This window comes from Exiguobacterium chiriqhucha RW-2 (genome assembly GCF_000416965.1).
In the GTDB taxonomy this organism is placed as follows: Bacteria; Bacillota; Bacilli; order Exiguobacteriales; family Exiguobacteriaceae; genus Exiguobacterium; species Exiguobacterium chiriqhucha.
The window spans coordinates 1-21,876 of record NZ_ATCL01000002.1 but is presented as its reverse complement, the minus strand read 5'-3'; the positions used below and the strand labels follow the sequence as shown (position 1 = coordinate 21,876).

The window sequence follows — 21,876 nt, the reverse complement described above, 5'->3', positions numbered from 1 at the left end:
ATAGGAGGAACTAAAATGCCATTCATTCAGACAGAGATGATTCGACTCAACCAATCGTTCAACACGTCGGCCGAAGCGATTGACGCAGCCGGTGAAGTGTTAGAAGCAGCCGGATGCGTATCTCCGGCTTACGTCAAAGCGATGCACGAACGTCAAGCGCTCTCGAGCGTGTATATCGGGAACCAAGTCGCGATTCCGCACGGGACCGAGGAAGCGAAATCCGCCGTTCAAAAGACGGGGATTTCCATCCTCCAAGTGCCGGCCGGCGTCGATTTCGGTGGCCAGACGGCGAAACTCGTCATCGGGATTGCTGGTGTGGATGACGAACATTTGGAACTCCTGTCCCAAATCGCGGTCATCTGTTCAGATGAGGATAACGTCGAGCGTCTTGTACAGGCGAAGACGAAAGAAGAGATTTTGTCGCTATTCATGGAAGAGGTGGCGTAATGAAAGCCGTACATTTTGGGGCAGGGAATATCGGACGTGGATTTATCGGATTGCTGCTCAATCAGAGTGGTTATGAGGTCGCGTTCGTCGATATTAACGATACCGTCATCCAAGCGTTAGAAGACAAGCGATTTTATGAAGTCGGATTCGCCGAAGAAGGCGTCGACAACGTCCTCGTCGACCGAGTTCGTGGGGTCAATAGCTTGACCGATCCGGAGCGTGTCATCGCCCTCATCGCGGAGGCCGATCTCGTCACGACTGCGGTCGGACCGACGCTGTTGCCGAAAGTCGCGCCACTCATCAGCGAAGGACTCCGTGAACGCGTGACGTCGGCACCCGTTTATGTGATTGCTTGCGAGAACATGATTGGCGGTAGCGCATCACTTCATCAAGCGATTGAAGCGTCAGGTGGTATCGGGACGGCCAATGCCTCGTTCCCGAATGCGGCCGTCGACCGGATCGTCCCGTTACAACAACACGCAGACCCGCTATTCGTCGAGGTCGAGACGTTTTACGAGTGGGTCATCGAGACGAAAGGATTGGCCGAACGGCCCCCGCTTCAAGGTGTGACGTGGGTCGACGAGATTGGGCCATACATCGAACGGAAGCTGTTCACGGTCAACACGGGTCACGCCATCGCGTCGTACATCGGTTCCTTGTTCGGGAAAGCGACGATCGACGAGGCGCTCAAAGACCGCCGTGTCCGTCAAGTCGTGCAAGGCGCCTTGTATGAGACCGGGTGGCTCCTCCTCGAGAAGTATGGATTCGAGGCGAAAGAACACAGCCAATACATTCAAAAGATCATCAAACGATTCGAGAATCCGAAGTTGAAAGATGAAGTCTCACGTGTCGCCCGCTCACCGATCCGTAAGCTCGGACCGAGTGATCGGCTCGTCAAACCAGCCCGCGAACTCATCGATAACGGCATCGAACCGAATGAACTGGCCTACGGAATCGCGGCTGCCTTGACCTATTACAACCCTGAGGATTCAGAATCTTCTGAACTCAATCTTTCCATCGAAGAAGACGGCATCGTCTCGACGGTAGAAAAATATCTCCAATTGCATGAGGATGATACGCTGACGAAGCTAATCCTCGAACAATACCACTTGATTCGCGAGCAAGAAAAAGCGCAAGTCTCGTAAAACGATTCTCCCGTGTCTGGTGGCATGGGAGAATTTTTGCATACAAAAAAGACTGCAGCGTAAGGGCTGCAGTCTGATCAAGCGCGTGTCTTTCCAAACTCGATGTACGTCGTGACCGATTTGACATGTTTCACGACGTCCTTTTCAAGAAGTGGACGACTGAAGTAATAACCTTGGACGTAATCACACTGTTCGTTCAGTAACCATTCGAGCTGATCCGACGTCTCGACGCCTTCCATGAGCACTTTCATGCCCAAGTTATGGCCGAGTTGAATCATTGAGCGAACGATGGCTTCCTGGTTCCGGTCGGTGAACAAGTTGACGATGAACGACCGGTCGATTTTCAACACTTGGACCGGTAGCTCACGCAATTGACGGAACGACGAGTAGCCCGTCCCGAAATCGTCGAGTGAGATTAAAATCCCGAACTGGTGGAGCTGGGTGAGTTTCTCTCGCGTCGATTCTTCATATGACAGCATCGACGACTCCGTCACCTCGAGCTCGAGGAACATTGGGTCCATCCCGGTCTCATCCAAGATGGCCTGGAGCGACTCGACGAAATCCTCACGCGCGAACTGGAGCGGGGAGACGTTGACCGAAAGCGTGAACGGTTTCACGCCGGACTTATTCCAACGGACCCAGGCTCGGCAAGATTCACGCATGACCCAATTGCCGATCGGGTGAATGAGGCCCGTGTTTTCAGCGATTGGAATGAAGTCGGTCGGTGACACGTGACCGAGCTCGCGGTTGTTCCAACGCAGGAGCGCCTCAACGCCTTCGAGTCGATTTTGCGTAAGTGACACTTTCGGCTGGTACACGAGTGAAAACTCATTTCGGTCGAGCGCCTGCGCGAGCGCCTTTTCGATTTCGACGGTACGAAGGATTTGATGCTTCGACTCGTCTTCGAATTCTTTAATTTGATTCTTACCGGTCCGTTTCGACTCGTGGACGGCGAGGCGTGCGTATTGCACGAGCTCCTCGGCCGACTTCGTATCTTTCGGATAATGACTGATGCCGGCGCTCATCGTCAGTTCGACGGTCGTCCCGTCGATATCGAACGGTTGCGAGATCGCCTTGATACACTTCTCGGCTTTCTGTTTGGCGAGCGTGCTCCGCTTATCAAACAGCAAGATGATGAATTCGGATGAACCGACGCGCGTCAAAATGTCATCCGGGTGAATGGTCACTTGCAGACGCTCAGCGATTTGCATCGTCAGTTCGTCCGAGCCGTGATGCCCGAGCATGTCACTCAAGAAACGCCACCGGTCGATGTCGATGTAGAGACAAGCGACCGGGTCTTCGATTTGAATATGTTCGGCTAAAATCCGTTCGAGCTTATGCCGGTTCGGTAAATCCGTGAGCGTATCGTGATACGCCATATGTTCGACGAGCCGCTGTGAGGCAATTGTCTCCGAGACGTCACGCAAGAACCAAAGTACTTGGTCCATCGTTTCCCCTTTGAGTGGATAACTCGTCACTTCAATCGTCCGGTCGTCGAGATCGACGCGTCTCGGTTCATGGAACGGTTGATTGATTGTGAGCGACGGATGATAGTCTTGGAAGAAGGCATCCTGCTCGACTTCATCGAACAAGCGATAGAAGGCTGTGTTCGCGTATTGAATCATCCCGTCTTTCGTCGTCGTGACGACTGCATCCGTCGTCGAATCAAGAATCGTCGCTTGAATGAATTCTCGTTTGCGGAGATGACGGTCGAGCGTGAGTGATAAGAAGAAGATGGCGAACAAGAGAATCGTAATCGCCGTCACGAGCCATGCGAGCAGTGAAGGCTCAATCGCATTGGCGAAAGGTCTGTCTGTCTCAACGAACGTGAACGTCGCCGCTAGCATGCCGACGAAATGCATGCCGAAGATGGCGACACCCATCAAAAGGGAGAAGAACACCTTCAGTTCCATATGCATCTTTTTCTGTGTGTACTTCGAAAAGAAGCCAATCCATAAGGCGACGAGCGAGGCACCGAGCGCGATCAAAATCGATAGCGCTGCCAACCATGGGTTGTAGGAAGTCGTGACGCCTTGGAGCGCTGCCATCCCGACATAATGCATGCTGGCGATACTGCCTCCCATGACTAACCCGGCACCGATTAGGGCTGGTCGAGTCGTGCGACGCGAGACAATCAAGAAGCCGAACATGCAACCGGCCATGGCGATGACGACGGACAATAGGACGAGCGGGACCGAATACGTGATCGGTCGCAATACCTCATGGGCCAGCATGGCGATGAAATGCATAGACCAAATGCCGAGACCGAGTGTCGCGCCACCAGCGATGATCCAGACGTTTTGGGTGGAACGGTTCGCTGAATTGACACGTCGGGCCAGTTCGATGGCGGCGTAAGCAGAAACGGCGGCAATCAGATAAGACAGAATCACGAGAAACCCATTGTGACTCATCGAGTGTTCAACGACTGGTTCCATATATACCTCACTATGAATGTAATTTTGTTGTAATTTCAATTATACCTTGGAATTCAAAAGTCCATCTATCATTTTGCTTCATATAATAAAAATATTTTTTGCATGAAATAGGGAAGTCGTTCGGAAAGCGGGTAAACTACGGATAGAAGGAGAGGAGACGAATGATACCGACAAAGAAAGAAATCATCTTATTTCTCCTCATCGCGTTCGGGTTCTCATGGTTGGCGTGGTGGGGACTATTTATTGGGACCGAGTTACCGATTCAAGCGATTGTGCTGATCGGAGCGTTCGGTCCAAGTCTTGCCGGGAGTTACATGGCGTTCCGGGAGAACGGTTGGGAAGGTGTCACGACGTTATGGAAGCGGGGATTCGATTGGCGGATGGCAGGCAGATACTATGCGTTCGGCCTGTTGTTCCTTCCCTTCGTTTTCCTGATTGCCTATTGGTGGTCCAATGCAGAAGGGGCGTCGCTGTTTGAGCGTCCGTGGCTCGTCGTGCCGACGTTCTTCTACATGTTGTTCCTAGGCGGGACGATGCAAGAAGAGTACGGATGGCGTGGTTATCTGCTCAACGCGTGTCAATTGAAGACGACCCCGATCAAAGCGAGTTTGTTCGTAGGGAGCATTTGGACCGTCTGGCATACGCCACTCTTTTTGATGGAGGGGACCGGGCAATCGCTCATCCCGTTTTGGGCATACGCCATGGCGATTCTCGCGTTCACGTTCATCATATCCTGGCTCTACAATGTTACGACGATGAATTTATGGTCCGTTTTCTTGCTCCATACGATGTTCAATGTCTCGTTCGCACTCATTCCACTAATGAAGCCGGGCATGTTTCCGATCGGCTTTCTCCATTTGACGTTATTGCTCGTCACGACTGCAATCGTCCTCATCTGGAGAACGCATGGACATCTCGGTTACGATCATCTCGAGCAGCTCGAGGCGGTGGAAGGGTCGCATCAACCGAACGTTACGCCAGAAGCGGACGCGGGTAAAGACTAGCACGTATCATTCAGGAACAGAGGGAAGTGGAGAGATTGAACTTTCGCCCGCTCGAACGTGAAGATGTAAAGCCGCTCCAACGGCTGTTTATGGAGAGTCTGAGTGATTTGATTCGCCGAGAACAGTTTGAGGATGCCGACTTGTTGGATGAGGAAGTTGAACGGTTGAATACGACCGTTCAAGACAGTTTCGAGGACGAGACCGTTCAAATTTTCGTGGTGCTCCAAGACGACGTCATCGTAGGGACGGCCGCGATTTTGCCTCCGAATGACATCATTACCGCACACGTCAACATCGATCCGAACGTTCCTGAAATCGGATGCATGTACGTCGCACCTGGTGCCCAACGCCAAGGTGTCGGTCGTTTCTTGATAGACAATATGAGACGGCAACTCGTGGCGAATCAACAAACGGCATTTTATTTAGATGCCGGCTTTCCAACGTCACAAGCCTATTGGGAGAAGCGGCTCGGCCCGCCGCTCGTGACGATTGAGCACTATTGGGGTCCAGGGGCACATCATAAAATTTGGCGTTGCCCCGCCAATGAAAAAGAGACCTGATCGCATGCGATCAGGTCTCTTGCTTATTTATAAGTGCTCATAAATTGATGAATCCCAGAAGCAGTGGCATCTGCCATCCGTTGCCGGTATGTGGTGCTCGTCAAGTGCGAGCGGTCGTTCGAGTTGCTGATGAAACCATATTCGACAAGGGTCGATGGGACGCTGTTCTTGCCGACGACATAAACGTTTTGATATTTCACACCGCGGTTACGAATCGTTGGGATTCGGACACCGAGTTCACGGTTGATGGCTGCCCCTAAACTACGGCTAGCCGAGATGTATGGGTTCGTCGTATAACTTTCACCGGTCGGGACGAGGACTTCGTGACCGTGGTAAGACGTATTCGTCGACGAGTTGTTATGAATGCTGACGAAGGCGCTACCTTTATACGATTTTGTCAATTCGACGCGTTGTGCGAGCGACAAGTACACGTCGTTCGAGCGCGTCATCCGTGCGTTATAGCCATATGTATTCGAGAGCGTACTCGCGAGACGTGCGGCGATATCGAAAGCGATGACTTTTTCGTACAATGATCCGTACACAGCCCCTGGGTCATTCCCGCCGTGTCCAGCATCGATCACGATCGTCCGACCTGAACCCGTTGATGTTGTTGGTGTCGTCGTCGTGGCCGGTTTCAAATACTGTGAAGCGACGTAACCCGTCTTGCCGCCGTAACTGACCTTATACCAAGAGCCGTACTTGCTGACGTACTTGACGGTCGCACCGTTTGGGATAGTCAGCAACACCGTGCTCCACGAGGCTGCCGTCAAGCGCATGTTCAAGTTGACCGTCGTTTGGTAGGACGTGGTAGAAGTCGTCGTAGTCGGGGCTCCGGTGGCTGTTAAGTATTGCGAAGCGACATAGCCCGTCTTTCCGTTGTAACTGACTTTATACCAAGAGCCATAACGACTGACATACTTGACGGTGGCGCCGTTCGGGATCGTCGTCAAGACCGAGCTCCACGAGGCTGCCGTCAATCGCAAGTTTAAATTGACCGTCGTTTTGTAGTACGAGGCTGAGCTCGGCGTCATCGTCGAGGGAGTCGAAACTTTCACGTATTGCGAAGCGACGTAGCCGGTCTTGCCACCGTAGCTGACCTTGTACCAAGAGCCGTACTTGCTAACATATTTGACGGTCGCCCCGTTTGGAATCGTCAAAAGGACAGGACTCCATGTGGCGGCACTTAAACGAAGGTTCAAGTTTGCTGTCGTCGTGTATGTAGAGGCAGCTTCGACTCGGCTCGATTCGAAACCGTTCGGCGTCAAGTCGAATGGGGCGATGGCCATGCCACCAATGACGAGGGAAGAGCTAAGCAACAGTTTCAAGTTCCAAGATGATTTCGTTTGGTTCAATCGAGATCCGCTCCTTTATTCATAAGATAGGTGAAGTAGCTGTGAAATGAAATCGTCATCATGTCTCCGTTATTATATAAGGAAACAAGAAAAAAATGGAGGTTAATATGTAAATTGTTTGACTTTTTTTCAATAAGTTTATTTCCAGAGTTTCGGAAATAAAAAAGAGACGCACGAGGGCGTCTCTTTCTAAAAAATTATCCGAGGCGTGGAAGTTCTTCGCCAAGTGGTTTGATTGTACTTTCTACTTTTCCAAGACGAGGTAATTCTTCACCAAATTGCTTTACTGGTACTGTAAGTTTACCTAGACGTGGAAGCTCTTCGCCGAATGGTTGAATTTGTACATCAAATTTACCAAGGCGAGGTAGTTCTTCACCCATTGGTTTAATTGAACTACCTAATAGTAAGACTGCTGCTACGATAAATAATAGACCTGTAATCTTTTTCATCATGAATCCCTCCGCTAAATATAATATTGTGTTGAAAGCTTCAATTCCTAGTGTGATAGTACTCAGTAGTCAGAAACTGGAGATTCTAGTAAATTATATACCGATTCTGATTGTTGGTAAACACGTGATTCCAAATCTCCGACATATTGTTGTGGTACATTCGGTTCATGTAACACGACTTTGTCAGACCCTTCTTTGGTCGAAGAGGATAAGATTGGAACGTGTGCTTCTTGACTGAGTAATGTGCTGCATAGAGGAGAGAGTTGATTTTCTAATGATTGAAAAGATTCTGGTCGCCAGCAAATCGATGCTTCCGGAAGAATATATAAGATATGCCCTTCCTGCAATAAAGCTAAGCATTGGCGAAGAACTCCTTGGAATTCTCGTTCCACATTGATATAGCCGAATTCTTGAAAGTGTTTCTCATAGACGGTTTTTGAACTGCGCTTTAGAATAGAGAGAGACAGTTCAGGTCCAAGAATGTATAGTTTTTTATATGAACGATTTTCTTTAAGGGTTCTTGTAATTAGTTGTGGCAAAGTTTGATAATAATCGATTTGAAATGCATTAATAATGAATCCTTTTGATGAAAATAACAATTGGGTCAAATGCTCTAACCCCTCAAACTGATTGCGATCAGCGTACGAATAAGATGCATTAAATGTAGGTGTTTGTTTAGATTGAAAATAGATTTTAGGTTTAATGTAATCTTCAGCGAGTAAAAAATTTAATTTCCCCATTGTCGTATTCACCTCCATAATAAATGAATTATTTATTGGAAATACTTAAGCTGATTCCTTATACCTAATAATCACATTGTTATTAACTGTTTATAGTTAAATCTTATCATGAATAATACGCCCATCGAACTGTTGTTGATTGGGAAAATCGGAGCCGAGAAACACGTTTTTTAATGGATTTCTAGATAAAGTTTCCTGATTACTTGCATTTTCACTAAAAATTATATGAAAAACCATTGGATATTAGGACGAAGGGGCTATCGCATAAGATGGAATATAACTACGGTAACTTAATAAAAATCGAGCGTATGCGTAGGAATATGAAGCAATCGGTACTAGCCAGAGGAGTTTGTTCGATTTCTTATTTGAGCAAAATCGAAAATAATCAAACTTCTCCTAGTGAAGAAGTACTAGAAATGATATTTGACAGGTTAAATATTGATGTTCCGCTCTACTATGACTTAAGTGAACAAATAGAGAAAGTGAAATTAGAAATTCAAGGGCTACTAAAAGAAGCAATTTTAACTCGAAAAGATATAGATAAACAAAAAGAAGTGGAGAAATATCTTTCTAATCCAGTGGTGAATCAATCAAAGGAAGTATACATTTGTTTATTACTAGTCCTAGCTAGATTTGACGTAATGCCAGGTAGAGAAGGCAGATACTTTACGGAAATCGGGTGGATAGAAGATCAGTTAGACCGTGATAACATGCTCAGGTATGACTTGCTGAAGTGTCTTAAATTGTTTCAAGCAAATGAAAAAGAGGCAGGTTTAGATGCTCTGGAAAGATTGAATGAACAAATGGTCAATACAGGAATCCCTGACTGGGAAGTTGCTGATATGCGGTATATTATGGGCGGACTTTATTATAGATGTGCAGATTACTTACAAGCTATTGAAAATGTCAAAATCGGTCTTGATTATTTTCAAGATCACTTTTATTTAGAACGAATAGTAGAATGTCATTTGTTAATTGGATTATCACATAAGCGGAGAAAGAGATTTTCAGAAGCGCTTTCCTATTATCAACGGGCAGTAAAGGTTATTAGTGCAACTGATTTAAAAAATTATAATGGTATGCTCTACAACAATATGGGGGAAGTTTATTCTTCTCTCGGAGACCAAGAAAAAGCACTCGAGTACTTTATGCGCAGTTTTGAATACAAGATTGAAGTTAAAAGTAAATTATTTAGCGTACTTTCTTTAATCGAGGGCTACACGAATTATAATGATAAACGTGAAATATTAAATTGGCTCCAAAAGGGATATGAACTAAAAGGCGATAAAGAAGGTTTAGAAGAATTTGATCATCATTTCGAAATTTATAAAAACTGTTATCAAGAACAAGATAAAATCAAATTGATTAACACGTTAAAAAAGGCAGTTCAATATTTCGAACTCTACGACGATTACGTTTATATTGAAAAATATGCTCTTTGGTTGGCGCGTGAACTTAGAGAAAATGGTAAATATAAACTCGCTACCGAATATTACGAAAAAGTTATATCTATACGCTCCCAAGCAGATTAACGCCTCCTCAGGCGTTCTTTTTTTGCACAAAAAAAGAGACGCCCGAATCGTCTCTTGTCGTTTATGGAGTGGTGAAATAATGAATCGTCCAAATCGGTTCGTTCATCAATGCTTCATCTTCCACATGGCCCGTTTGAACTTGTTGGAGCAGGTGAATGATATGTTTTTGCAAATTGGCATCGTGAGAGCCGCTTCGCAAAATCCCATCTTCACTCGCGATGATATAAAACCCACCCAACCGCAAAGGAATATGATGTCTAACAATCGATACGGCAGCTTGCAGTTCGGCTTGCCCGCCTTGAAGTGGCACGTTTATATCAAAACGTCCCCATTGTTTAAAGTCGCCTAGTTCTGAAAACGGTGGGTCGCGGTGATCCAACTTCATGACCTCCAATCTTGTCTGTCTCTTCCTTACTAGTATAGCTCTTTTTCTAGACTTAACCTGCGAGAAAAATGGGAAGGGTAAATCGATGTTGCCTTCGTTTCTCGATGTTACTCTTTTTCTAGATTATCCCAAAACATTCCTGCTAAAAATAGAAGCTAAGGCGTAAAAAACACGACCGGAACGACTCCGGTCGTGTTCATTGATGAATCGCTTCTTTCGACGTCGGCAATTCACAAATAAATGTGCTACCTTCCCCGTAAATCGATTCAACGTGTAAATGTCCGTCGTGCGCTTTCGCGATTTCTTTACAGATGGCGAGACCGAGTCCTGTCCCTCCGATTTTACGACGGTCTGAGTTATCGACCCGGTAAAATTTGCCGAACAAGTTCGGCAAGGCGGAAGAAGGGATACCCATCCCGTTGTCCCGGACTTTCATGACGACTTGTCCTTCGAGTCGTTCCAACGAGACGAGCACGTTGCCGCCTTCTGGGGAATACTTGATGGCGTTACTGAGCAAGTTACCGAGCAACTGTCGCATCCCTTCCAAGTCGGCCTCGATTTTAAAGTCTTGTCCGACATCGGCATCAAGGTGTAGATGATGCGAATCGGTCGTCTCTTGATAAAAGCTGATACTGTCGCGGGCGAGCTCGAGCAAATCGACCGTCTCCCACTCGAACGTCTGTTTTCCGGCCTCCATCTTTTGAAGGTCGAGGAAGTCGTTGACCAAGTAAGAGAGACGTTTCGCCTCATCATGAATCGTCTTCAAGTACAATTCACGGCGGCTTTCTTTCAAATCACGCTCGAGCATCAACTCTGTGAATCCATAGATGGAAGACAGCGGCGTTCTCAACTCGTGAGATACCGTCGAGACAAGCTCTGATTTCATCCGGTCGATTTCAGTCTCGGCCGTCACATCGCGCAAGACGAGCATCGTGCCGTGAATTTTCCCATCTCGGAAAATGCTCTCCGCATACACTTGGAGAAAGCAATCGCCTTGATCAAGTGAAATTGACAGGCCATCTTCTGGTGGTTCTTGATTGAACACACGCTCGACATAACTGATGAAGAGGTCCTGTTGGTCGACACGTTCGGCCAATTGCTCGATATCAATCGATACCGCCGTCAATTCCTCATAGCCTGCATATTCAAATTGAAGCTCATCAAACATGCGGATAAAAGCACGGTTACCGACAATCGTATCTTCTTCATAGTTAAAGTAGAGAATGGCTTCACGAACTGAATTGATCAGTTGAGCCGTTTCTTTTCTGTCTTGTTGCATCTGGCGATAAAGTCGTGTTCGTAGGAGCGAGATGGCCAGTTGGTTCGCGAACGCGTTCAACTCAGATGTTTCACTCGCGTCGAACGGCTCATCGTAACACGCCAAATATAAGCAACCAATCATCGTTCCGTCCGACGGGTCTTTCACCGGGATAACCGTCTCATGGATATAATATGGGTAGCCATGAATTTGATCGGCTACTTTCTTTGAAGTCGCCTCTAATGATTTGGAAATCATGACTCGTTTTAACAAGAGCGACTGGACTTTCAAATCTTCTTGTTGCTCGGCGGTCATTCCTTTCGGTACGACGGACGTGATTTCATTATCTTTGACGAGCAGCACGGCCCCGAACTCGGCCTCGGTCAACCAGACAATCTTTTCGATGACGGCCGAATAGTCGAGTAACGATTCTTTCGAAGCGAGCACTTCAATCAATTCGTTTCGGTATTGTAATTTTGTCTCATTTTGTTTCGAAGCTTCGATCACGGACTGCATCTCTGTTTGCTTTGCATGCATCTTCTCATTTTGTCTGATCATCCGTGTGATTAAAGGACGTCCAATTAATAAAATAGCAGTGATAAACATGACTAGGCCGGTCATCCAAATCCAACGCAACGTCAGGAGTTCGGTCGGTGATATGGTATCGTCCCGAACGAACCATGCGCCGATCGCCGTTAAAAAGAGACTAGTGATACATACTCCATATAGGATGCCGAGAATTTGACGACTGTTCAATTGTTCAACCCACTTGCTCATAATACGCTCTACTTCCTTCCTTAACCAAAAACCAACTCCATCGTCGTATAACGGAAATATACAAAAAGAAAAATCAAATGAACACCGAATTGCTCAAATAAAGTGTCATTCAGGATTCTCTATTTAAATGTGATATCTAGACGGATATACCCCGGATTTATGCATCTTACACATTCAAATGTGCTTCCGATTGACACGTACGAAGCGAAAAGGATAGCTTGAAAGAGAAGAAATGATTAAGGAAGAGGTGCTATTATGCTATCGATTGAACCATCCGCGTTAACCGAGCGAGACGCGTATAAATTTCTAATCGGAAGTGTCGTTCCACGGCCAATCGCATTTGTGACGACTCGGAACGGAGAGACAATCAACGCTGCGCCGTTTAGTTACTTCAATATTGTGGCGTCGGAGCCTCCGCTGCTATCGGTGTCAGTTCAACGGAAGAACGGTGTGATGAAAGATACGGCCCGCAATGCCATTACGTCAGAAGAACTCGTCATCCATATCGTCGATGAGACGAACGTGGCGCTCGTCAATGAGACAGCGGCGAATCTAGGGCCAGCGGAAAGCGAACTCGATCGGACGACGTTCACGATCGCACCGAGCGATGTCATCGAGACACCTGGTGTGCATGAAGCCAAAATTCGGATGGAGTGCAAACTGCATCATCACGTTCCGATCGAGCATAATGGGAAAGTGACGGCCGACTTATTGATTGCCCGAGTCGTTCGGTTTCACATCGATCCGGCCCTGTATGAAGCCGGACGCATCGATGCTGAACGATTGGCCCCCGTGAGTCGACTCGCTGGAAACTTCTATGCGACGCTCGGCGAAACGTTCGAAATCGAGCGGCCCAAATAAATGCTATGGCGCCTGCTCAAATCGGAGACAAGGCGCCTTTTTTCGGGTAAAGAACGGAAAGCCCATTGGCATGATGGTTTTCTTTCACAGGAGCGCTCGAATGTGTCACAATAAAGTCAGAACATTCTAATTTCTAACGCGTCAGCGATCAGAGAAAAAAGGGGAGTCGGCTATGTCATATCGTCCAGCCATTCAATCGATCATCAATGCCATTGAGACGGTGATCGTCGGAAAAGAAGATGTCATCGCAAAAAGTTTGACTGCTTTGCTTGCCGGAGGGCACGTGTTGTTAGAAGACGTACCGGGTGTCGGGAAGACGATGCTCGTCCGGACGTTCAGTCGAGCCATCGATTTAGATTTCAAACGCGTCCAGTTCACACCGGACATGTTGCCGTCTGATTTGACAGGAATCTCGATGTATAACCAAAAGACGAAAGAGTTCGAATATCGGCCAGGTCCCTTGATGGGCAATATCGTGTTGGCCGATGAAATCAACCGGACCTCTCCTAAAACACAATCAGCCTTACTCGAGGCGATGGCGGAGCGTAGCGTGACCGTCGATGGGGAAGTCAAAATCTTACCGTCCCCGTTTTTCGTCATGGCGACGCAAAACCCGATCGAGCATGAAGGGACGTACCCGCTCCCGGAAGCTCAATTGGATCGATTCCTCCTTAAAATCGAGATGGGCTATCCATCTTTCAATGAAGAGATTGCACTGCTGACGCGGTTTGAGAAAGCAGAACCGCTTGAGGCGTTACAGAGTGTCATTACGAAACATGAAGTCGAACAGATGCAACGCGAAGTGCGCGATGTACACGTTTCGAGTGCCGTCAAACAGTATATCGTCCGCTTGATTCACGAGTCGCGCAACGACCCGAACACGTATCTCGGGGGCAGTCCACGGGCGACACTCGCTTTGATGAAGGCGGCACAGGCGTGGGCGTATATCCACAACCGTGACTTCGTGCTACCGGATGACGTGAAGGCGCTCGCCGGTAGTGTGCTCGGTCATCGCATCTTACTGACGGCAGAAGCGCGCTATAAAGGGAAGACGGCCGAACAGCTCGTCAAAGGTTGGCTCGACACACTTCCGGTCCCGATGGATCGTGAGGTCAAAGAAGTATGAAAAATTGGATGAAGCTGTTCCTTGTGTGGGCGGCGGCATTCGGACTTTACGCATTCGCCCGGATTGAAGGGAGTATCGTCGCGTCGACGCTCTGGTGGTCATTTTTCGTCCTGGCCGCCTATTGGACGATTTTCATGATTTATCCGGTCACAGCCGCGAACGTGTCGCGCCGTGTGACGACGAAACGACTCGTCTCGGGCCAAACGATGGACGTGGAACTGCAAGTGGAGCGGAAATACCCGTTTCTTGTCGGGGTCGTCACGTTAGAAGAGACACCGCCGCCGCGACTCGCGACATCCACTGATGTCATCATTACCACGGTCGATCGTTTCTTTCGACGGACAGAGACGGTCCATTACGAAATCGAACAGATTCGACGCGGCATCCACGTGTTCGATCGGACCGTCCTTCACGTGCGAGACGTGTTCGGACTGTTCGACCGCAAACGGACGTTGCGACTCGAGACGGTCGTTGAAGTCTCACCTGCTGAACTTCCGTTCGACTTACCGCGTGACGAGCAAGTCGGTGGGCGAGGCGAACAGTATCGCCGCACGCGCACATATACCGAGGTTGCCAATACGACGAGTGGTGTCCGTGAGTATGCGGCCGGGGACCGCATCGGTCGAATCGATTGGAAAGCCTCGGCTCGACGCGGAAACTTAATGACGAAAACGTTCGACCAAGAGCAGGAGAAGAAACTGTCGCTTGTCTTTGTCCCATCGACAACGGCTGGGCATGAAGAAGCGTTCGAACGTTCATTGTCGCTTCTCGTCGGTGCAATCCGACAACTCGAGCGGAAAAATCTGCCGTTCGAACTGTATGTCATCGAAGAGCAGGTCCGTCTGTTCCATTTGCCGGACCAAAGCGCAGAGGTCGGCCATTACTTGCTGACAGCGACACCGGAGCCGGAAGGGCGCCTTGTCGAACGAGTGAAGCGCAACCTGCCGCAAGAAGTGGGAAACTTGATTTTGATTAGCCCACTCGAGACGAAATGGGTGCGTGAGATCATGAATGAGACACAAGGCAGCTATCACTTGTACACGGCGAACGAGGTGACGACATGACGGCATGGTTGAAACGAATCGTCTATACGGCGCTTGCCGCCTACTTGTTGTCATTTTGGGTCGAGCCGATTGTGGGCAGTACGACATTTGATGTCAATTGGCCGTTCTTGTTCCTGCTTCTCGTTCCGATGTTTGCGAGCTTGTTGCCTTGGTATGGTTTCATTGGTGTGGTCGTCTTCAATTTCTTTATCGTCTTGTACGTGTACCACGGGAGTATCCTGGATTGGTTCGGTCTATGGTTAGAGGATTTGAGCGGGGTACTGAGCGGGGCTTTGCCGGAAGAGGCGATTTTCTTCTCGGCGATGGCACTCATCGGGGTACTGTTCGCCATCCTGGTCGGACGCACGTATCCGAGCTATGGCTTCGTTCTCGGGATGATCGTTTCGACGCTCGGACTGATGGCTTACTTTGACACGTGGACGCTTTATGACGGGGAAGGGAAGATTTTACTCGCAATTTTAGCATCGCTCTTATTGCTCTTCGTCACCGACCTGGCGAAACGACCGAGCAAATCGCTCGTCCGCTATGTCAGTATCGCGCTCCTCGCTTCGGTCGTGTTGGCGCTCGCGAGCGTGTCGCCGACAATTGAAGGGGATTGGTCCGATCGGTTGACGACGAGTTTCCAAAATGCTGGGAACGATGAAGGCTCAGGCAGCGGTCGAGTCGGCTATGGGGTGAACGATGAACAACTCGGCGGACCGTTTGAGCAAGATGACGGCATCGTCTTCATCGCCCGTGGTGTGCCGGCGCGCTATTGGCGCATCGAGTCAAAAGAGATTTATACGGGGAAAGGCTGGGTCGAGTCCCCGGTCCTCGATTCCGAATATAACCGCGGACAACTCGTCGACCAAGCTGTCGATACGACACCGGAACAGGCGTTGCTCCGATTTGACCGGCGCCAAACGTTCGTCCCGTATGGTGGAGAATACCCACAGGCGACGGAGACGGACAATGGCACCGAATTCCGAGTCGGGAATATCGAAGAACCGTTTCCGAACGAGACGATTCACATCCGACCGTCCGGGAAAATCGTGTTCGACAATGACGGGCAAACGACGCCTCAGACGATTCAACTTCGCTACAGTGTCCCTTCCTTCACAGAAGAGCAACTGGCGTTGAATGAGCCGGTGACGACGTTGACGGAAGAAGAGCGGCAGGCGTACTTACAATTGCCGGATTCACTTCCGGATCGGGTCCGCGACTTGTCGGCCGATATCACGGGCGACAGTGAGACACCTTACGACCAAGCCCAAGCAGTCCAAGCCTACTTCCAATCTGGAGATTTCCAATACAATACGGAAGATGTAGCCGTCCCGGAAGGTGATACGGATTACGTCGATCAATTTTTGTTCGATACGTTAATCGGGTACTGTGACAACTTCTCGACCTCGGCTGCCGTCCTTCTCCGGGCGAGCGGAGTGCCGACGCGTTGGGTCAAAGGTTTCACGATGGGTGATGCTCGCGGGATTATCCAAGGGGAAGAAGAATACACGGTCCGGAACCGTCACGCTCACTCATGGGTAGAATATTTCGTGGAAGGCGCAGGCTGGGTCCCGCTCGAGGCGACCATCAGTTTCTCGGACGCCAACTTGCTTCAAATCGAGACGGAGGATGAAGCGAATGCAGACGATCCAGCGGCCAATGATCCACAAGCGTCGCAAGACGACGAGCCGACGAATCGTCCGCAAGAAGATTTGGCACTCGATGATGTGACGTCGGGAGAGGCGGCAACGGAGAACTGGAATATGCCGGTGTGGGGTTGGATTGTGATTGTCTTTACGGTCGCCGTTCTCGTATGGAACCGAAAATCGATTGAACGCCTCGTCATGATGCTTTGGTGGACACGGCGTCCATTGAATGAAAATCGACTTGTCGCCATGCATCGATATCTAGTGAAACGACTCCGCGGAGCAGGTTTCAAAGTCGACGGGCGCACGCCGTCCGAACTCGCCGCAGAGGTCGATGCTTATTATGAATCGACGGAAATGACGAGATTGACCCGTTTGTTTGAACAAAGTATCTATGCCGAAAAAACGCCGAATTCAAAATATAAAGAATATTGGAAAATCATGATTCGTCGAATTATGAGTTGAAGTAGGTGGATGCATACAGTAAGATAGACGCATTAGTTAGATAATTGAACAGCATTCCTTCGTATATACTCGCGAATTGGCGCGAGAGTCTCTACCGGACCACCGTAAATGGACCGACTATGAAGGAGCACGTTTCGTATACACAGAAAAGGGCGTGCTTCTTCTTCGGTTTAGTGAATCCGTGGGAGAAGCTCGCTCTTTTTTTGAGAAGAAGGCAGAAAGGTGGAGGTTTTGTGAAAATAGAACAAGAGATGATTTTGGTGCTCGACTTTGGAGGCCAGTACAACCAGTTGATCACACGTCGTGTACGTGACCTTGGCGTATATAGTGAGCTTCATTCCCACAAGATGACCGCTGCTGAGATTCGTGAACTGGCTCCGGCCGGGATTATTTTCTCGGGTGGACCGAACAGTGTGTACGCGGAAGGCGCATATCGCTGTGACCCGGAAATTTTCGAACTTGGCATTCCGATTTTCGGAATCTGCTACGGCATGCAACTTATGACGCATCACTTCGGTGGACGTGTTGAACGAGCGGCACATCGCGAATACGGAAAAGCGACGCTCTTCTCGACACCGGAAGCGTCGGCGCTCTACAAAGGTCTCCCAGTGGAACATACGGTTTGGATGAGCCACGGCGACCTCGTCATGGAAGCACCGCCAGGATTTATCGTCGATGGGACGAACCCATCATGTCCGGTCGCTTCAATCAAGAGTGATGAACTCAAAATGTACGGTGTACAGTATCACCCGGAAGTCCGTCACTCTGAGTACGGCAACGACATCTTGAAAAACTTCATCTATGAAGTGTGTGGTGCCAAAGGTGAGTGGTCGATGGAGAACTTCATCGATATCGAAGTCGAGAAGATTCGCGAGATTGTCGGTGACAAGCAAGTTCTTTGCGCGTTGTCAGGTGGCGTCGACTCATCGGTTGTCGCAGCGCTCGTTCATCGTGCCATCGGCGACCAATTGACATGTATGTTCGTCGACCATGGTTTGCTTCGTAAAAATGAAGCGGACAGCGTCATGAAGACGTTCGCGGACGGTTTCAATATGAAAGTCATCAAGATTGACGCGCAGGAGCGTTTCATGGCGAAACTTGCCGGCGTTTCAGATCCAGAACAAAAACGAAAAATCATCGGCAATGAGTTCATCTACGTGTTTGACGAAGAAGCGTCTAAACTTGTGGACATGGACTTCCTTGCCCAAGGTACGCTTTATACGGATATCATCGAGAGTGGAACGGACACGGCTCAAACAATCAAGTCGCACCATAACGTCGGTGGACTACCAGAAGACATGAACTTCACGTTGATTGAGCCACTTAACACGCTCTTTAAAGATGAAGTGCGTGAACTCGGGACTGAACTCGGTTTACCGGACTATATCGTTTGGCGCCAACCGTTCCCGGGACCAGGTCTTGGCATTCGTGTTCTCGGTGAAATCACAGAAGAGAAACTTGAAATCGTGCGTGAGTCAGATGCGATTCTGCGCGAAGAAGTGAAGAAAGCCGGTCTCGAACGTGATATTTGGCAATATTTCACGGTCCTTACACCAATTCGTTCAGTTGGTGTCATGGGCGACGAGCGGACGTATGACTATGCGGTCGGCGTACGTGCCGTCACCTCGATTGATGGAATGACTTCAGATTGGGCCCGCATTCCATGGGATGTACTCGAGAAAATCTCGGTTCGTATCGTCAATGAAGTCAGTCACGTCAACCGTGTCCTGTACGACATCACATCGAAGCCACCAGCAACAATCGAGTGGGAATAACCACCAGAGGGGAGAAATCCCCTCTGTTTTTATTTGGTAAATCCGAACAATAGAGCGAAATATTTGATTAAAATCCGTCATTTGTGTTGACATTCGATTTTGCCGTTGTTAAGATAAAAACGTTCTTATCATATCCGAACAATTAAAAATTATTTTGCCGTATAATATCGGGAATATGGCCCGAGAGTCTCTACGAAATCACCTTAAATGATTTCACTACGGCGAGACATAGATCAGGGACTTATGTCCCTGTATGTTTCGCGTGGGGTCTCCGGTTATCAATCGGGGACCTTTTCTCGTTTTACGGCGAGCCAAGGAGGAAAACCAATGAGCACACAGCTCAAGCAAGAACCAAATCACCAACCATCAGGAAACCGGATTGAACGTTACTTCCAGTTGAATGAACTTGGAACGAACATCAAAACGGAATTGATCGCAGGATTCACTACGTTCCTGGCAATGGCTTACATCTTGTTCGTTAACCCGAACGTGTTAGGTGCAGCAGGAATGGACATGGGCGCCGTTTTCGTGGCAACCGGTCTTGTCGCCCTCGTCGGTTCTGTCATGATGGGCTTGTTCGCCAACTATCCGATTGCGATCGCTCCGGGTATGGGGCTTAACGCCTTCTTCGCGTACAGTGTAGTTCTCGGCATGGGTATTCCATGGCAGACGGCACTATCAGGGGTTCTCGTTTCTGGTTTGTTCTTTATCGTTTTAACACTTTCAGGTATTCGTGAGACAGTCGTCAACGCAATTCCGGGACCACTTAAAATGGCGGTCGCGGCAGGGATTGGTTTCTTTATCGCCTTTATCGGTTTGAAAAATGCAGGTATCGTCGTCGCCAACGAAGCGACGCTCGTCGGTCTCGGTTCACTCGGAACAGGGACGACACTCCTTTCGGTGTTCGGTCTTGTAGTGACAGCATTGTTAATGGTTCGAAATGTAAAAGGTGGTATCTTCATCGGGATGCTTCTCACAGCAATTGTCGGGATGATCTTCAATCTTGTACCGACACCGACTGCCATCTCAGACATCATCTCGGCACCACCGAGCATGTCATCGACGTTCGGACAAGCGTTCATCAATTTCTCAGAAGTCTTCACGGTCCAAATGCTAGTCGTCATCTTGACGTTCTTCTTCATCGATTTCTTTGATACAGCGGGTACGCTCGTAGCGGTAGCTCGTCAAGCAGGAATCATGAAAGACAACAAAGTGCCGCGTGCGAGTAAAGCGCTCATGGCTGACTCAACAGCAACAGTGGCAGGTGCAATCTTTGGGACATCGACTGCGACGTCATATGTAGAATCGTCGGCTGGTGTAGCGGCAGGTGGACGTTCGGGCTTGACGGCTGTATTCGCAGGTTTGTTCTTCGGATTGGCGCTCTTCTTCTCGCCACTCTTGGCAGTCGTCACATCGGCGGTCACAGCCCCTGCATTGATTATCGTAGGAGTACTCATGGCTTCGGCTTTACTCGATATTGACTGGAGAAAGCTAGAAATCGCGATTCCTTCATTCATGACGATTCTGATGATGCCCCTCACTTCGTCGATTGCGACGGGGATTGGGCTCGGATTCATCTTGTATCCGCTCATGATGATCGCGAAAGGGAAGACAAAAGAGATCCACCCAATCATGTACGGCATGTTAGTGATCTTCTTGGCTTACTTTATATTCTTGCCGCACGCGTAATGAAATGAAGCCGACTCGGTTTATGAGTCGGCTTTTTTGTATGCAGTGTTTTCAGGTAAGAAGGGGTCGTACATGGTTAAGGCATGGTTTTCTGTGATGAACTCATTTCGGATGAATGTGCCATCTTGAGAGAGGACGCTTCTAAATATTTGGTTATGCCGAACTGTTCCACCCCACCATTCATTCGTGAAGTGGTGGTTTTCTTCATATATCTCATATTGAACGGTTGGTGGGATATTGGACCGCCATTGCCCTACGAGATAATCCCCCTCTATATATAGAAGGAGTTGAAACGTCTGTGCCGTCCGATTGGTGATTTGAAGGTCTAAATAGTTGTAGGAACATGTGGCGCCACTCCCAAAAGGTTGGTCCCTTCGTGAATCAGGGAAGACATCATAACTGTGGCGGTAACGCTCGGTCACTGTGAGTGGGCTATGGAGCGTGATCCAATAAATCAAGTTGGATAATTGGCACAATCCGCCCCCGGTTCCAGTCGTGACCTTTCCGTAATGCAAAATCATTCCGTCCACATAGCCCTTTCGTTTTGTAGGTCGCCCGATGGCTTTCCAATATGAGAGCACTTCATTTGGAGAAACGATGATGCCATTTAACTGTTTAATGGCGATATTAAGATTAATGACTTTATTCTGTTGCATTTTGAGATCGATATCTCGTAATTTTCGGTAGAGTGGGGTGCGGTGCTCATAGATGAGGTGGGGCAGTGGTGCAGTATCTCGTTTAGAAGTGTACCGCTTATTATCCGTCATCCATTGTGTTCGGCGTTTTAATATGTAATACTGTGTTCCTGCCCAGATGCGCAGGTTCGATCGTTTCTTTGGCTGCAGTTGGAGCATCAAGTGTCACCTTCTTATAAGTTGGTATTGATGAGTATTCGTCGACAGGGAAAAATTCCCTTCTCCAATACAATAGATGCGAGTAAGGGGACGAGAAAAATCTTTTAAAGTTTTTTTAGAATAATGCTTGCCATGTGATAGAAAGGGATGCTATAGTTATCTCTGTTGCCAGCGCTGCTTACAACTTAGTAAACAAACTGGTTGACACACAATAATGATAAATGTTATTATCATTTAGTCGCCAAGAGCGACAGACGAACTTTGAAAACTGAACGATGAGGCAAAAAAAGTTTTACAATGTTTGAATGAAGCGCAAGCTTCGTCATTTTT

General features: G+C 48.5%; 18 protein-coding genes and 2 riboswitches. Of the genes, 11 read left to right on the top strand and 7 right to left on the bottom strand.

Going from position 1 to position 21,876, the window contains the following annotated elements; all coding sequences use genetic code 11:
- Positions 1 to 15: 15 nt before the first annotated feature.
- Together M467_RS16170 and M467_RS16165 are read left to right on the top strand one after the other, a co-directional pair.
- On the top strand, positions 16 to 447 hold the full coding sequence (locus tag M467_RS16170) for a PTS mannitol transporter subunit IIA (RefSeq protein WP_021065177.1): 432 nt from the start codon (positions 16 to 18) through the stop codon (positions 445 to 447).
- Complete coding sequence (locus M467_RS16165; RefSeq protein WP_021065176.1) at positions 447 to 1,592, top strand: mannitol-1-phosphate 5-dehydrogenase; 1,146 nt, start codon at positions 447 to 449, stop codon at positions 1,590 to 1,592. Before M467_RS16170 ends, M467_RS16165 begins: the two co-directional genes overlap by 1 nt.
- A gap of 77 nt (positions 1,593 to 1,669) precedes the next feature.
- Here M467_RS16165 and M467_RS16160 read toward each other — a convergent pair whose 3' ends face one another.
- Positions 1,670 to 4,027 carry a bifunctional diguanylate cyclase/phosphodiesterase gene (locus tag M467_RS16160; protein ID WP_021065175.1) on the bottom strand — a complete coding sequence of 786 codons (2,358 nt, stop codon included), beginning with the start codon at positions 4,025 to 4,027 and terminating at the stop codon, positions 1,670 to 1,672.
- 161 nt (positions 4,028 to 4,188) lie between these two features.
- Between M467_RS16160 and M467_RS16155 the strand changes: the two genes are divergently transcribed.
- Together M467_RS16155 and M467_RS16150 are read left to right on the top strand one after the other, a co-directional pair.
- Positions 4,189 to 5,031: a CPBP family intramembrane glutamic endopeptidase gene (locus tag M467_RS16155; protein ID WP_021065174.1), complete on the top strand. Its 843-nt coding sequence runs from the start codon at positions 4,189 to 4,191 to the stop codon at positions 5,029 to 5,031.
- A gap of 35 nt (positions 5,032 to 5,066) precedes the next feature.
- Positions 5,067 to 5,591 (top strand): GNAT family N-acetyltransferase, encoded by a 525-nt coding sequence (locus tag M467_RS16150; protein WP_021065173.1) that lies wholly within the window; start codon positions 5,067 to 5,069, stop codon positions 5,589 to 5,591.
- A gap of 23 nt (positions 5,592 to 5,614) precedes the next feature.
- Here M467_RS16150 and M467_RS16145 read toward each other — a convergent pair whose 3' ends face one another.
- From M467_RS16145 to M467_RS31540, 3 genes are all read right to left on the bottom strand, one after another.
- A complete protein-coding gene (locus tag M467_RS16145) occupies positions 5,615 to 6,943 on the bottom strand; it encodes an N-acetylmuramoyl-L-alanine amidase family protein (protein ID WP_021065172.1) in 1,329 nt (442 codons plus the stop codon).
- Positions 6,944 to 7,140: 197 nt separating this feature from the next.
- Entirely contained in the window at positions 7,141 to 7,392 is a 252-nt protein-coding gene (locus tag M467_RS16140; RefSeq protein ID WP_021065171.1) for a hypothetical protein, read from the bottom strand.
- A 62-nt stretch (positions 7,393 to 7,454) separates the two neighbouring features.
- A complete protein-coding gene (locus tag M467_RS31540; RefSeq protein WP_081637888.1) occupies positions 7,455 to 8,132 on the bottom strand; it encodes a hypothetical protein in 678 nt (225 codons plus the stop codon).
- A 269-nt stretch (positions 8,133 to 8,401) separates the two neighbouring features.
- On the opposite strand from M467_RS31540, the gene M467_RS16135 reads away from it, so the two are divergent.
- Positions 8,402 to 9,664 carry a helix-turn-helix domain-containing protein gene (locus M467_RS16135; RefSeq protein ID WP_021065169.1) on the top strand — a complete coding sequence of 421 codons (1,263 nt, stop codon included), beginning with the start codon at positions 8,402 to 8,404 and terminating at the stop codon, positions 9,662 to 9,664.
- A 61-nt stretch (positions 9,665 to 9,725) separates the two neighbouring features.
- On the opposite strand, the gene M467_RS16130 is transcribed toward M467_RS16135, so the two are convergent.
- Together M467_RS16130 and M467_RS16125 are read right to left on the bottom strand one after the other, a co-directional pair.
- Positions 9,726 to 10,043 (bottom strand): hypothetical protein, encoded by a 318-nt coding sequence (locus M467_RS16130; RefSeq protein ID WP_125318027.1) that lies wholly within the window; start codon positions 10,041 to 10,043, stop codon positions 9,726 to 9,728.
- Between the two features lie 202 nt (positions 10,044 to 10,245).
- Positions 10,246 to 12,084, bottom strand: coding sequence for an ATP-binding protein (locus tag M467_RS16125; protein ID WP_021065167.1), 1,839 nt, complete (start codon positions 12,082 to 12,084; stop codon positions 10,246 to 10,248).
- A gap of 255 nt (positions 12,085 to 12,339) precedes the next feature.
- Here M467_RS16125 and M467_RS16120 point away from each other — a divergent pair, with 255 nt between their 5' ends.
- From M467_RS16120 to M467_RS16095, 6 genes are all read left to right on the top strand, one after another.
- Positions 12,340 to 12,945: a flavin reductase family protein gene (locus tag M467_RS16120; RefSeq protein ID WP_021065166.1), complete on the top strand. Its 606-nt coding sequence runs from the start codon at positions 12,340 to 12,342 to the stop codon at positions 12,943 to 12,945.
- A gap of 172 nt (positions 12,946 to 13,117) precedes the next feature.
- Positions 13,118 to 14,071, top strand: coding sequence for an AAA family ATPase (locus tag M467_RS16115; protein ID WP_021065165.1), 954 nt, complete (start codon positions 13,118 to 13,120; stop codon positions 14,069 to 14,071).
- Entirely contained in the window at positions 14,068 to 15,135 is a 1,068-nt protein-coding gene (locus M467_RS16110; protein WP_021065164.1) for a DUF58 domain-containing protein, read from the top strand. The genes M467_RS16115 and M467_RS16110 overlap by 4 nt, the downstream gene beginning before the upstream one ends.
- Positions 15,132 to 17,228, top strand: coding sequence for a transglutaminase domain-containing protein (locus M467_RS16105; protein ID WP_021065163.1), 2,097 nt, complete (start codon positions 15,132 to 15,134; stop codon positions 17,226 to 17,228). Before M467_RS16110 ends, M467_RS16105 begins: the two co-directional genes overlap by 4 nt.
- Before the next feature lie 39 nt (positions 17,229 to 17,267).
- A riboswitch (purine riboswitch) is annotated at positions 17,268 to 17,368 on the top strand.
- 111 nt (positions 17,369 to 17,479) lie between these two features.
- Complete coding sequence (gene guaA / locus M467_RS16100; RefSeq protein WP_029596121.1) at positions 17,480 to 19,003, top strand: glutamine-hydrolyzing GMP synthase; 1,524 nt, start codon at positions 17,480 to 17,482, stop codon at positions 19,001 to 19,003.
- Between the two features lie 137 nt (positions 19,004 to 19,140).
- Positions 19,141 to 19,242: riboswitch (purine riboswitch) on the top strand.
- A gap of 88 nt (positions 19,243 to 19,330) precedes the next feature.
- The gene (locus M467_RS16095) at positions 19,331 to 20,692 is read left to right on the top strand and encodes an NCS2 family permease (RefSeq protein WP_021065161.1); all 1,362 of its coding nucleotides are present in this window, start codon (positions 19,331 to 19,333) and stop codon (positions 20,690 to 20,692) included.
- Positions 20,693 to 20,712: 20 nt separating this feature from the next.
- Here M467_RS16095 and M467_RS16090 read toward each other — a convergent pair whose 3' ends face one another.
- A complete protein-coding gene (locus M467_RS16090; RefSeq protein WP_021065160.1) occupies positions 20,713 to 21,546 on the bottom strand; it encodes a VanW family protein in 834 nt (277 codons plus the stop codon).
- Between the last annotated feature and the right edge of the window lie 330 nt (positions 21,547 to 21,876).

Bases quoted from the DNA above. Each gene is read 5' to 3' on its own strand.
- M467_RS31540 (WP_081637888.1), bottom strand. From the start codon at position 8,132: ATGGGGAAATTAAATTTTTTACTCGCTGAAGATTACATTAAACCTAAA.
- M467_RS16115 (WP_021065165.1), top strand. From the start codon at position 13,118: ATGTCATATCGTCCAGCCATTCAATCGATCATCAATGCCATTGAGACG.
- M467_RS16110 (WP_021065164.1), top strand. From the start codon at position 14,068: ATGAAAAATTGGATGAAGCTGTTCCTTGTGTGGGCGGCGGCATTCGGA.
- M467_RS16095 (WP_021065161.1), top strand. From the start codon at position 19,331: ATGAGCACACAGCTCAAGCAAGAACCAAATCACCAACCATCAGGAAAC.
- M467_RS16090 (WP_021065160.1), bottom strand. From the start codon at position 21,546: ATGCTCCAACTGCAGCCAAAGAAACGATCGAACCTGCGCATCTGGGCA.
- M467_RS16105 (WP_021065163.1), top strand. From the start codon at position 15,132: ATGACGGCATGGTTGAAACGAATCGTCTATACGGCGCTTGCCGCCTAC.
- M467_RS16135 (WP_021065169.1), top strand. From the start codon at position 8,402: ATGGAATATAACTACGGTAACTTAATAAAAATCGAGCGTATGCGTAGG.
- guaA (WP_029596121.1), top strand. From the start codon at position 17,480: ATGATTTTGGTGCTCGACTTTGGAGGCCAGTACAACCAGTTGATCACA.
- M467_RS16155 (WP_021065174.1), top strand. From the start codon at position 4,189: ATGATACCGACAAAGAAAGAAATCATCTTATTTCTCCTCATCGCGTTC.
- M467_RS16170 (WP_021065177.1), top strand. From the start codon at position 16: ATGCCATTCATTCAGACAGAGATGATTCGACTCAACCAATCGTTCAAC.
- M467_RS16160 (WP_021065175.1), bottom strand. From the start codon at position 4,027: ATGGAACCAGTCGTTGAACACTCGATGAGTCACAATGGGTTTCTCGTG.
- M467_RS16125 (WP_021065167.1), bottom strand. From the start codon at position 12,084: ATGAGCAAGTGGGTTGAACAATTGAACAGTCGTCAAATTCTCGGCATC.
- M467_RS16120 (WP_021065166.1), top strand. From the start codon at position 12,340: ATGCTATCGATTGAACCATCCGCGTTAACCGAGCGAGACGCGTATAAA.
- M467_RS16140 (WP_021065171.1), bottom strand. From the start codon at position 7,392: ATGAAAAAGATTACAGGTCTATTATTTATCGTAGCAGCAGTCTTACTA.
- M467_RS16165 (WP_021065176.1), top strand. From the start codon at position 447: ATGAAAGCCGTACATTTTGGGGCAGGGAATATCGGACGTGGATTTATC.